The organism is Pseudomonas sp. 58 R 3, assembly GCF_900006605.1.
GTDB classification, from domain to species: domain Bacteria; phylum Pseudomonadota; class Gammaproteobacteria; order Pseudomonadales; family Pseudomonadaceae; genus Aquipseudomonas; species Aquipseudomonas salomonii.
This window is the reverse complement of sequence record NZ_CVTT01000081.1, coordinates 82,721-95,308: the sequence shown is the minus strand read 5'-3', so window position 1 is coordinate 95,308 and position 12,588 is coordinate 82,721. Positions and strand designations below refer to the sequence as shown.

Sequence of the window (12,588 nt, the reverse complement as noted above, 5' to 3'; positions counted from 1 at the left end):
GCAGTTTCACCGGTACTTTGTGTTCCGGGTGTTTCGCGCCCAACAGAATCAAGCCAGGTTCTGTTCCGTAAGGAGACAGTGCATCCAGCCAATGACGTGTAGCTTTTTGGTCGTACACAGGAGGGCGTTACGCCCCATTTATATTGCGGGATATGCTGGTGGCGGGCGTGAGAGCATTCATCGCTGATCGCCAGGGCACCTCAGGCTTGCGGTCTTTTTAACTGAAGTGCGAGGCGTCTACCGGCATCAGGTTCTGCTCCGTCAACCGCTGCATCGCCAACCGTCGATAGTGGGAAGGGGTCATGCCCTTGAGTTGCTGAAAGCGCCGGTTGAAGTTGGAGATATTGTTAAAGCCTGACTCAAAACACACATCGGTGACGGCCTTGTCACCGTCCGCGAGCAATTCGCAGGACTTGCTGATGCGCAGCCGGTTGACGAATTCGATAAAAGTGCGCCCGGTGGCCTGCTTGAACACCCGGGAAAAGTACGTCGGCTTCATCCCCAGGTGTTCCGCGACTTCCTCCAAAGGCAACTCCCGCGCGTAGTGGGCAAAGATATAGTCCACCGCGCGGTTGGTGCGGTCGATGCTGTGCTCGTCGGCCAGTTGCGGCGTGGTCACGCCGGAGAGCAACTGGTAGTCCTCGCAGGCGCTCAATACGTCCAGCAAGATGAAGAAATGCCCAAGGCGCGCCATGCCCCGGCTGTCTTCGATACGCTGCATCAGGTCCATGGCCTGGGCGATGGTTTTTTTGCAGCGAAACTCGACGCCGTACTGTGCCCGTTCAAGTAACGGCGTCAGGCTCTTGAGTTCGGCGAACAAGTGGTTGCCCTGCTCAAACAACTCATCGGTGAAGTTCACCAGCATGTCGCGCTTGGGGACCACCTCGTCCTCTTCCACCTGGCTGATCCAGTTGTGGGGCAGGTTGGGGCCGGTGAGGAACAGGCTTTCGGGATAGAAGTTGCCGATGTAGTCGCCGATAAACACCTTGCCGGCGCTGGCCACGATCAGGTGCAGCTCGTATTCCTTGTGGAAGTGCCAGCGCACCAGCGGGCAGGGGAAGCCGTGCTGGCGATAGATGATGGACAGACCGTTGTGATCGTCCATCAACTCGTAGGAAGGGTCGGTGATGCGCATTGCTCGGGTCATGCTGCCGTCGCTTTATTGTGGTTGCTGCACAGGATAATGCCCCCTTGTGCGCAACCTCGCCAGCGCCAACCTTATAGGCTGCGGTTTTTTGCCTCGATCCACTGCGACATGTACTGGGTGCTTTTATGCGCATGGTGGCGCAGCATGCTGCCGGTGAAGTTATCCCGGCGATGGGCAGCGAGTCGGCTGCGGCAGCGTTGCAGGCAGTCTACAAGTGCCGGGCCGTGGAAGGTCTGGTCGTAGCGTCGGGCGAGCAACCGGCGGCCCGCCTCCTGGGCCTGTGTCCAGCGTTCGTGGTCTTGATACAGCGCCACGGCCGCCGCCGCCAGTGCCGGCGCACTCTGTTCGATCATGCCCGGCCACGGCTGTTCGTCCCCCATGGCCTCGGCGCCTATCGGCGTGGTGATATTCGGCGTGCCGCAGAGCATGGCGTCCATCAGTTTGCCCTTGATCCCGGCGCCGAAGCGTATGGGCGCCAGGCAGATACGTGCGGCTGTCATCACTTGCAGGGCATCTTCGGCCCAGTTCATCACATGAAAACCCTGCGCAGGGTTGTGCAGGGCGGTGGCCTTGGGCGGCGTGTAGGCGCCGTAGACATGCAGCTGTGCGCCCGGCAGTTGCTGGCGGATCAACGGCCACACGCTGTTCTTCATCCACAGCACCGCATCCCAATTGGGCGCGTGACGGAAATTGCCGATGCTGAGAAAGTGCGCGCGGTCTTCGAACGGCGCAAAGGCTTCGGTCGGCGGCTCCAGCATTAACGGGCACCAGTGGAGCAGGGCGGCCGGCACCTTGAAGTGCTCGGTGAGCAGGCGGATTTCCACATCGGAAATCATCAGGCTGATATCACAGCGGTAAATGGCGGCGATCTCGCGCTTGGCGAGGTCGGTGTCGGCCATCCATTGGAACTCCTCCTGCAAGGCCGGCTTGAACAGTGCGCTGAAATCGTCGCTGTCGGGGTGGGCCTTGAGATGGGCCTTGAAACGCTGATGGCGCGCATCGCGCAGGCTTTGCAAATCGGAGCTTTCCAGCACGCGCAAGGCATCGGGGCAGCATTGCTCCACGCGCCAGCCGAACTGCTCTTCCATCATGAAACGGTCGAACAGCACGATGTCCGGGGCTAACGCGCGGATAAAATCGTCGAAACTGCTATTGTTGAGCTCGATGGCGCACTCGCTGATGCCCAAGGCAGGCAAGTCGGCCTTGTGTTCGCCAATGGTCGCCGGGCTGCTGAAAGTAATGTCCCAACCCTGGTCCAGAAAGCTTTGCAGAATCTGCATCATATGCCCGCCGGCGGCGGAGGAGCGGGGTTCCGGCCAGACATAACCAATGACCAGGACTTTGGTGGCGGGCTGATTCATCTAAAGCGGATCCTTGAAGGGCGGGCAAAAAACGCGCAATTAAACCACACCTGTGCGGCATGACAATTTGTGTCTGGAGGTAGGTAGCCACCTCAGTTTGTGGTTAACTTCGGCCTCTCGAATTCGTTAAACCAAAACCCAGCATAAGGATTCCGTTCATGGCCCAAGTCACCCTTCGTGGTAACCCTGTCCAGGTTGAAGGCGAATTGCCGAAAACCGGTGCCACCGCTCCAGCGTTCAGCCTTGTCGCTGTAGACCTGTCGGAAGCGACCCTGGAAACATTCGCCGGCAAGCGCAAAGTGCTGAACATCTTCCCAAGCGTCGACACCCCGACCTGCGCCACTTCGGTACGCAAGTTCAACGCCCAGGCCAACGATTTGAGCAACACCGTTGTACTGTGCATCTCCTCTGACCTGCCGTTTGCCCAGAAGCGCTTCTGCGGCACCGAAGGCCTGGACAACGTGCTGAGCCTGTCGGACTTTCGCAACGCCGACTTCGCCGTAGACTACGGCGTGTCCGTGGCCGACGGCCCGCTGCAAGGCCTGACCGCCCGTGCCGTGGTGGTACTGGACGAAAACAACAACGTGCTGCACAGCGAACTGGTGCCTGAAATCGGCCAGGAGCCAAACTACGAAGCAGCCCTGGCTGTTTTGAAGTAACTGTTTCGGCGCATTACTGTCATTTTGCAGTAGCACGCTTGCGGCAAGATTGCGGCCTGGCCTAGTCCAGGCCGTTTTTATTTGCGCTTCAGACGTTTAGCGAAATAGCCCGCGGACTAAGGTCAACCGTTAAAAGTTGTAATCCAAGGTAAATAGCCGGTAAAGGCGCTTTTCTTAATGCGCCCCAGTGCTTATCTTTCAGCCTCCCAAAGAAGAAGCTCTCGCGCCCAATGGTTGATCACTCCATGCAATCCTCCCCTCGCAATTCCCGCCGCTGGCTGTTCGGCCTGCTTGTGCTGTTGGTCATCGCCGGCCTGTGCTGGAAATTCTGGCCCGCCGGCCATAAAGATGACACCGCGCAGAAACCGGCCGGGCATACCGGCAAGACGGGGATGGCGCGGCCCGGTTTCGGGGGGTCCACCGGCCCGATTCCGGTGCGCGTGGCGCCGGCGGTGCTGGGCGAGTTCCCGGTGTACTACAAGGCCCTGGGCACGGTGACCGCACTTAACACCATCAATGTGCGCAGCCGGGTGGGCGGTGAGCTGGTCAAGATCGCCTTTGAAGAAGGCCAGATGGTCAAGGCGGGCGACCTGCTCGCGGAGATCGACCCGCGCAGCTACCAGAACGCCTTGCTCCAGGCCCAGGGCACGCTCCTGCAGAACCAGGCCCAACTGAAAAACGCTCAGGTTGATGTGCAGCGTTACCGTGACCTGTATGCCCAGGACAGCATCGCCAAACAGACCCTGGACACCGCCGAAGCCCTGGTCATGCAGTACCAGGGTACGGTCAAGACCAACCAGGGCGCGGTCGACGACGCCAAGCTCAACCTCGAGTTCACCAAGATCCGCGCGCCGATCAGCGGCCGCGTCGGCCTGCGTCAGGTCGACGTCGGTAACCTGGTGGCGGCCAACGACACCACCTTCCTGGCGGTGATCACCCAGACCCAGCCGATCAGCGTGGTCTTCACCCTGCCGGAAAACACCCTCGACACCGTGCTCACCCGCTACCACGCCGGTAACAAATTACCCGTGGAAGCCTGGGACCGTGGCGATGTGAAGCAGCAGGCGGTCGGCGTGTTGCAGAGCCTGGACAACCAGATCGACGTGACCACCGGCACCCTCAAATTCAAAGGCCGTTTCGATAACAAGGACCAGGCGCTGTTCCCTAATCAGTTCGTCAATGTGCACCTGCTGGCCGACACCTTGCACAATGTGGTACTGGCACCGTCCGCCGCAATCCAGTTCGGCAACAGCGGCACCTTCGTCTACAAGCTCGACGGCGACAAGAAGGTCAAGATGCAACCCTTGGTGGTCGGCGATACCGATGGCGACAACACCGTCATCAAGGAAGGCCTGGTGGCCGGCGACCGCGTGGTGCTGGAAGGCACCGACCGCCTCAAGGACGGCAGCGACATTGAAGTGGTCAACGACAGCAGCGAAGTGCCGACCACGCCGACCGAACACCTGCAAGGCAAGCCTGCGGCAAAAGGGGAGACCGGCGCTAACGCCGGCAAGGCGCAAAAGGTCGGTTCATGAACCTGTCGCGACTGTTTATCCTTCGCCCGGTTGCCACCACGCTGAGCATGCTGGCCATTGTCCTGGCCGGCATCATTTCTTACCGTTTGCTCCCGGTCTCGGCTTTGCCGCAGGTGGACTACCCGACGATCCGGGTGATGACCCTGTACCCAGGCGCCAGCCCGGACGTGATGACCAGCGCGGTCACTGCGCCGCTGGAGCGTCAGTTCGGGCAAATGCCAGGCCTCACACAAATGGCGTCCACCAGTTCGGGCGGCGCCTCGGTGCTGACCCTGCGCTTTAACCTCGACATCAATATGGATGTCGCCGAGCAACAGGTGCAGGCCGCGATCAACGCCGCGACCAACCTGTTGCCCAAGGATTTGCCGGCGCCGCCGGTGTACAACAAGGTCAACCCGGCAGACACCCCGGTGCTGACCCTGGCAATTACCTCCAAGACCATGCTGCTGCCCAAGCTCAACGACTTGGTTGACACGCGCATGGCGCAAAAAATTGCACAGATCAGCGGCGTCGGCATGGTCAGCATCGCCGGTGGCCAGCGCCAGGCCGTGCGCATCAAGGTCAACCCCGAGGCCCTGGCGGCCAACGGCTTGAACCTGTCGGACGTGCGCACCCTGATCGCCGCCTCCAACGTCAACCAGCCCAAGGGCAACTTTGACGGCCCTACGCGTGTCTCCATGCTCGATGCCAACGACCAGTTGGTTTCGCCTGCGCAATACGCCGAGTTGATCCTGGCCTACAACAATGGCGCGCCGCTGCGCCTTAAAGACGTGGCGCAGATCGTCGACGGCGCCGAAAACGAGCGCCTCGCTGCCTGGGCCAATGAAAACCAGGCGGTGCTGCTCAATATCCAGCGCCAGCCCGGCGCCAACGTGATCGAGGTGGTGGACCGTATCAAGGCGTTGCTGCCGAGCATCACCGATAACTTGCCGGCAGGCCTGGATGTGACGGTGCTTACCGATCGCACCCAGACCATCCGCGCCTCGGTGAAGGACGTACAGCATGAATTGCTGATCGCCATTGCCCTGGTGGTGATGGTCACGTTCCTGTTCCTGCGCCGGGTCAGCGCCACGATCATTCCGTCGATCGCCGTGCCGCTGTCGCTGGTGGGCACCTTTGGCGTGATGTATCTGGCGGGCTTCTCCATCAACAACCTGACGCTGATGGCACTGACCATCGCCACCGGGTTTGTGGTGGACGATGCCATCGTGATGCTGGAAAACATCTCGCGTTACATCGAGGAAGGCGAGACGCCCATGGCGGCTGCGCTCAAGGGCGCCAAGCAAATCGGTTTCACCCTGATTTCCCTGACCCTGTCGCTGATCGCGGTACTGATTCCGCTGCTGTTCATGGCCGATGTGGTCGGGCGGCTGTTCCGCGAATTTGCCATCACCCTGGCGGTGGCGATCCTGATTTCCCTGGTGGTGTCCCTGACCCTGACGCCGATGATGTGCGCGCGCCTGCTCAAGCGCGAACCCAAGGAAGAAGAACAAGGCCGTTTCTACAAGGCCAGCGGCGCATGGATCGATTGGTTGATCGAAGCCTACGGGCGCAAATTGCAGTGGGTGCTCAAGCACCAGCCGTTGACCCTGCTGGTGGCCATTGCCACCCTGGGCCTTACCGTGGTGCTGTACCTGGTGGTGCCCAAGGGCTTTTTTCCGGTGCAGGACACCGGGGTGATCCAGGGCATATCGGAAGCACCGCAGTCGATTTCGTTTGCCGCCATGAGCCAGCGCCAGCAGGAGTTGGCCAAGGTGATCCTGGCCGACCCATCGGTCGAAAGCCTGTCGTCCTACATCGGTGTGGATGGCGATAACGCCACCCTCAACAGCGGTCGCCTGCTGATCAACCTCAAGGCCCACGGCCAGCGCGACGTGAGTGCGGCCCAGGTGATTACGCGCCTGCAACCACAGATCGACAAGCTGGTGGGCATTCGCCTGTTCATGCAGCCGGTGCAGGACCTGACCATTGAAGACCGCGTGAGCCGTACCCAGTACCAGTTCAGCATGTCCTCGCCGGACGCCGATTTGCTGGCGCTGTGGAGCGACAAGCTGGTGCACGCCTTGCGCCAGTTGCCGGAACTCACCGATGTGGCCAGCGACCTGCAGGACAAGGGCCTGCAAGTGTTCCTGGTGATCGACCGTGATGCGGCCTCGCGCCTGGGCGTGAGTGTGTCGACCATCACCGATGCGCTTTACGACGCCTTCGGCCAGCGGCAGATTTCCACCATCTATACCCAGGCCAGCCAGTACCGCGTGGTATTGCAGGCGCAATCGGGTGAAACCCTGGGGCCGGCAGCGCTCAACCAGATTTATGTGAAAACCACTGACGGCGGCCAGGTGCGGCTGTCGAGCCTGGCGCATGTGGAGCAGCGTCAGGCACAACTGGCAATTGCACATATCGGCCAGTTCCCGGCGGTGATGATGTCGTTCAACCTGGCGCCTGGCGTCGCGCTGGGCAAAGGCGTGGAGCTGATCAACCAGACCCAGAAGGACATCGGCATGCCGGTGGGCGTGCAGACCCAGTTCCAGGGCGCGGCCCAGGCCTTCGAAGCCTCGCTGTCGAGCACCTTGCTGCTGATCCTGGCGGCGGTGGTGACCATGTACATCGTGCTCGGCGTGCTGTACGAGAGTTACATCCACCCGATCACGATTCTTTCCACGTTGCCGTCCGCCGCAGTCGGCGCCTTGCTGGCGTTGCTGCTCAGTGGCAATGACCTGGGCATGATCGCAATCATCGGCATCATCCTGCTGATTGGTATCGTCAAAAAGAACGCGATCATGATGATCGACTTCGCCCTCGACGCCGAACGCAACCAGGGCCTGGACCCGCAGACGGCGATTTATCAGGCCGCGCTGCTGCGCTTTCGGCCGATTTTGATGACCACCCTGGCGGCCTTGTTTGGTGCGGTGCCATTGATGCTGGCCACGGGTTCCGGCGCCGAGTTGCGCCAACCGCTGGGCCTGGTGATGGTCGGCGGCTTGCTGGTGAGCCAGGTGTTGACGCTGTTTACCACGCCGGTGATCTATTTGTATTTCGACCGCCTTGGCCGTCGCTGGCGCAAAGAGCCGCAAAGCCTGGAGCCGGTTGAGTCATGAACCTGTCCGGACCTTTCATTCGCCGGCCGGTAGCCACCATGCTGCTGAGCCTGGCGATCATGTTGCTCGGTGGCGTCAGCTTCAACTTGCTGCCGGTGTCGCCGTTGCCGCAGATCGACTTCCCGGTGATCGTGGTGTCGGCCAGTTTGCCCGGCGCCAGCCCGGAGGTGATGGCCTCGACGGTGGCGACGCCGCTGGAACGCTCATTCGGCGCGATTGCCGGCATCACCACCATGAGCAGTTCGTCGAGCCAGGGCTCCACGCGGGTGATCCTGGCATTCGACTCCGACCGTGATATCAACGGTGCGGCGCGGGAAGTGCAGGCGGCCATCAATGCCTCGCGCAACCTGCTGCCCAGTGGCATGCGCAGCATGCCGACCTACAAAAAGATTAACCCGTCCCAGGCACCGATCATGGTGCTCTCGCTGACCTCCGACGTGCTGCAAAAAGGCGAGTTGTACGATTTGGCCTCGACCATCCTCTCGCAGAGCCTGTCCCAGGTGCCGGGCGTGGGCGAGGTGCAGATCGGCGGCAGTTCCTTGCCGGCGGTGCGCATCGAGTTGGAACCCAAGGCCCTGGACCAATACGGCGTGGCCCTGGACGACGTGCGCAACACCATCGCCAATGCCAACCAGCGGCGGCCCAAGGGTTCCCTGGAAGACAGCGAGCGTAACTGGCAGATCCAGGCCAATGACCAGCTGGAAAAGGCCAAGGACTACGAGCCGCTGCTGATCCGCTACCAGAACGGCGCAGCCTTGCGCCTGGGCGACGTGGCGAAGATCAGCGACGGCGTGGAAGACCGCTACAACAGCGGCTTCTTCAACAATGATTCGGCGGTGCTGCTGGTGATCAACCGCCAGTCCGGCGCCAACATCATCGAGACCGTCCGGCAGATCAAGGCCCAGCTGCCCGCGTTGCAGGCGGTGCTGCCGTCCAGCGTCAAACTCAACCTGGCCATGGACCGCTCGCCGGTGATCACCGCGACCCTGCATGAAGCCGAGATGACCCTGCTGATTGCCGTGGCCCTGGTGGTGCTGGTGGTGTACCTGTTTCTGGGTAACTTCCGCGCCTCGTTGATCCCGACCCTGGCAGTGCCGGTGTCGCTGGTCGGCACCTTTGCGGTGATGTACCTGTTTGGGTTTTCGCTGAACAATTTTTCGCTGATGGCGTTGATCCTGGCCACCGGCCTGGTGGTGGACGACGCCATCGTGGTGCTGGAAAACATTTCCCGGCATATCGACGAGGGTGTGCCGCCGATGAAGGCGGCGTACCTGGGCGCCGAGGAAGTCGGCTTTACCTTGCTGTCGATGAACGTGTCGCTGGTGGCGGTGTTCCTGTCCATCCTGTTTATGGGCGGCATTGTCACCAATCTGTTCCGTGAGTTTTCCATCACCTTGTCGGCGGCGATCATTGTGTCGCTGATCGTCTCGCTGACCTTGACCCCGATGCTCTGCGCGCGCTGGCTCAAACCGCACATTAAGGGGCACATGACCGGTTTGCAGCGCTGGAGCCAGAAGGTCAATGACCGCATGGTTGCGGCCTACGCCACCAGCCTGGACTGGGTGCTGCGCCATCGCCGCCTGACCCTGCTGAGCCTGTTGATCACCGTGGGCGTGAACATCGCGCTGTACGTGGTGGTACCGAAAACCTTCATGCCGCAGCAGGACACCGGCCAGTTGATCGGCTTTGTGCGCGGCGATGACGGGCTGTCGTTCAATGTGATGCAGCCGAAGATGGAAACTTTCCGCAAGGCGGTGCTCAAGGACCCGGCAGTGCTCAGCGTGGCCGGCTTTATCGGCGGCAACAACGGCACCAACAACGCGGTGATGCTGGTGCGCCTCAAACCTATTGCCGAGCGCAAGCTCTCGGCCCAGGCGGTGATCGAGCGTCTGCGTAAGGAAGTGCCGCTGGTGCCGGGCGGACGGCTGTTCCTGATGGCCGACCAGGACCTGCAATTTGGCGGCAGCCGGGACCAGACCAGCGCCCAATACTCCTACATCCTGCAAAGCGGCGACCTGGCTGCGCTGCGTTTGTGGTACCCGAAAGTGGTCGCTGCCTTGCGCGAGCTGCCGGAGCTGACCGCCATCGACGCCCGCGAAGGACGCGGTGCGGCGCAGGTGACGCTGGTGGTCGACCGCGACCAGGCCAAGCGCCTGGGTATCGACATGAGCATGGTCACGGCGGTGTTGAACAACGCCTACAGCCAACGGCAGATTTCCACCATCTATGACAGCCTCAACCAGTACCAGGTGGTGATGGAGGTCAACCCGAAATACGCCCAGGACCCGATCACCCTGAACCAGATGCAGGTGATCACCTCCACGGGTGCGCGGGTGCCGTTGTCGACCATTGCCCATTACGAAAACAGCCTGGCCGACGACCGTGTCAGCCATGAAGGCCAGTTCGCCTCGGAAAACATCGCCTTCGACATGTCGCCCGGGGTGACGGTGGAGCAGGGCACGGCCGCCATTGAGCGGGCGATTGCCAAGGTCGGTTTGCCGGAAGACGTGATCGCCAAAATGGCCGGCACCGCCGATGCCTTTGCGGCGACGCAGAAGGGCCAGCCGTTCATGATTCTGGGCGCGCTGGTGGCGGTGTACCTGGTGTTGGGCATTCTGTATGAAAGTTATGTTCACCCGCTGACCATTCTGTCGACCTTGCCATCGGCCGGTGTCGGCGCGCTGCTGTCGATCTACCTGCTGGGCGGTGAATTCAGCCTGATATCCCTGCTGGGTCTGTTCCTGTTGATCGGCGTGGTGAAGAAGAATGCGATCCTGATGATTGACCTGGCGCTGCAACTGGAGCGCCATGACGGCATGAGCCCGCTGGAATCGATTCGTAGCGCCTGCCTGCTGCGCCTGCGGCCAATTTTGATGACCACGCTCGCGGCCATTCTGGGCGCCTTGCCGTTGCTGCTCGGTTCCGGCGATGGCGCCGAAATGCGCCAGCCCCTGGGCCTGACCATTATCGGCGGGCTGGTGTTCAGCCAGATCCTGACCCTTTACACCACCCCGGTGGTCTACCTCTATCTTGACCGCGCGCGCCACCGCTTCAACGCCTGGCGCGGCGTGCGTACCGATGCTGCCTTGGATACTGCGCTATGACCGATTCAACCTTGACTAAATTGGCCATGAGCATGCCCCGTGGTTCCCGTATCGCCAGCCTGCTGCTGTGCGGCGCATTGCTCAGCGCCTGCGCCATCGGCCCGGATTACAAACGCCCGGAGGTGGTCGAGCCCGCGCAGTTCAAGCAAGCCCAGGGCTGGCGCCAGGCCAACCCCAGTGATTCCCTGGCCCGTGGTGCCTGGTGGGAGTTGTACGGTGACCGTCAACTTAACGAGCTGGTCACGCGCCTCAATAACGCCAACCAGACCGTGGCCCAGGCCGAAGCGCGCTTCCGCCAGGCCCAGGCCCAGGTGCGCAGCGCACGCGGGGCGTTTTTCCCCACGGTGGACTTCAGTGCCGGTAAAACCCGTGCCAGTCAGGGCACCGGCAGCAGCAACGCCAGCCTCAGCAGTTCCAGCAGTGGTATCCGCGACACGCTCAATACGCAGTTGGGCGTGAGTTGGGAAGCGGATGTGTGGGGCAAGTTGCGCCGTGGTCTTGAAGCGAATGAAGCCACGGCTGAGGCCAGTTCGGCGGATCTGGCGGCGATGCGTTTGAGCCAGCAATCGGAGTTGGTGCAGGACTATCTGCAACTGCGCGTGATGGACGAGCAGACACGTTTGCTGCAGGCCACGCTGGAGACTTATCAGCGCTCCCTGAAGATGACTGAAAACCAGTACCGCGCGGGGGTTTCCGATAAAGCCGCGATTGCTCAGGCACAGACTCAACTGAAGACGACCCAGGCCAGCTTGATCGACTTGATCTGGCAGCGTGCGCAGTTGGAAAACGCCATTGCGGTGTTGATCGGCGAAGCGCCGGCCAACTTCAATCTGGCAGTGAGCAAGGACATTCCAGCCTTGCCGCAGATTCCGGTGAGTGTGCCATCGCAATTGCTTGAGCGGCGCCCGGATATCGCGTCGGCGGAGCGCTCGGTGATTGCAGCCAACGCGAATATCGGCGTGGCCAAGGCGGCGTATTACCCGGACCTGACCTTGAGCCTGGCGGGTGGGTATTCCAGCAGCACCTATGCGGACTGGATCAGTTTGCCGAACCGGTTCTGGTCGGTGGGGCCCAAGCTTGCGATGACCTTGTTTGACGGTGGGCAGCGTTCGGCTGAGGTCGATCGTAGTGTGGCGTCTTACGACGAGACGGTGGCCAAGTACCGCCAGACAGTGCTGGATGGTTTCCGCGAAGTGGAAAACTATATGGTCCAGTTGAAGGTGCTGGAAGATGAGGCGGTGGTCAGCAATGAAGCCCTGGAGGCCGCGCGCGAATCCCTGCGCTTGACGCAGAATCAGTACAAGGCCGGGCTGATCGCCTACCTCGATGTGGTGACGGTGCAGGCCACGGCGTTGAGTAATGAACGCACCGTGCTGACCTTGTTGCAGACGCGGTTGGTGGCAAGTGTGCAATTGATTGCGGCACTGGGTGGCGGCTGGGACGGGCAGACGTCCTTGGCTGAAAAGAAATGACTGAGCAGATTTCAACAAACGACTCAGTCGTCTCGCGGATTTTAAAGTGGCCGATCCTGTCGCACCGGGCCTGATATTCAAGCAGATGACTCGGCGCAGCGGCCTGAAGCAGGTGGCATTTCAAGGTCATTAGATTGGCGTCAAAATGCCACTAATGGCCCGTTGATAATTAATTAAACCGGCCATAATTATTCTCGCTACAATCGCCCGCT

The 12,588-nt window shown here is 61.1% G+C and carries 7 protein-coding genes; 5 read left to right on the top strand and 2 right to left on the bottom strand.

Going from position 1 to position 12,588, the window contains the following annotated elements:
- Positions 1–217 precede the first annotated feature (217 nt).
- Together BFP92_RS25680 and BFP92_RS25675 are read right to left on the bottom strand one after the other, a co-directional pair.
- Entirely contained in the window at positions 218–1,147 is a 930-nt protein-coding gene (locus tag BFP92_RS25680; RefSeq protein WP_065931663.1) for an AraC family transcriptional regulator, read from the bottom strand.
- Between the two features lie 71 nt (positions 1,148–1,218).
- On the bottom strand, positions 1,219–2,508 hold the full coding sequence (locus BFP92_RS25675; protein WP_065931662.1) for a glycosyltransferase: 1,290 nt from the start codon (positions 2,506–2,508) through the stop codon (positions 1,219–1,221).
- 158 nt (positions 2,509–2,666) lie between these two features.
- Between BFP92_RS25675 and tpx the strand changes: the two genes are divergently transcribed.
- The 5 genes from tpx to BFP92_RS25650 all read left to right on the top strand — a co-directional run bounded on the left by tpx (position 2,667) and on the right by BFP92_RS25650 (position 12,376).
- Positions 2,667–3,167: a thiol peroxidase gene (gene tpx, locus BFP92_RS25670; protein WP_065931661.1), complete on the top strand. Its 501-nt coding sequence runs from the start codon at positions 2,667–2,669 to the stop codon at positions 3,165–3,167.
- Between the two features lie 230 nt (positions 3,168–3,397).
- Positions 3,398–4,702 (top strand): MdtA/MuxA family multidrug efflux RND transporter periplasmic adaptor subunit, encoded by a 1,305-nt coding sequence (locus tag BFP92_RS25665; protein ID WP_065931660.1) that lies wholly within the window; start codon positions 3,398–3,400, stop codon positions 4,700–4,702.
- Positions 4,699–7,800 (top strand): MdtB/MuxB family multidrug efflux RND transporter permease subunit, encoded by a 3,102-nt coding sequence (locus BFP92_RS25660; RefSeq protein WP_065931659.1) that lies wholly within the window; start codon positions 4,699–4,701, stop codon positions 7,798–7,800. The genes BFP92_RS25665 and BFP92_RS25660 overlap by 4 nt, the downstream gene beginning before the upstream one ends.
- Positions 7,797–10,904 (top strand): efflux RND transporter permease subunit, encoded by a 3,108-nt coding sequence (locus BFP92_RS25655; RefSeq protein WP_065931658.1) that lies wholly within the window; start codon positions 7,797–7,799, stop codon positions 10,902–10,904. The genes BFP92_RS25660 and BFP92_RS25655 overlap by 4 nt, the downstream gene beginning before the upstream one ends.
- The gene (locus tag BFP92_RS25650) at positions 10,901–12,376 is read left to right on the top strand and encodes an efflux transporter outer membrane subunit (RefSeq protein WP_065931657.1); all 1,476 of its coding nucleotides are present in this window, start codon (positions 10,901–10,903) and stop codon (positions 12,374–12,376) included. The genes BFP92_RS25655 and BFP92_RS25650 overlap by 4 nt, the downstream gene beginning before the upstream one ends.
- Positions 12,377–12,588: the final 212 nt, after the last annotated feature.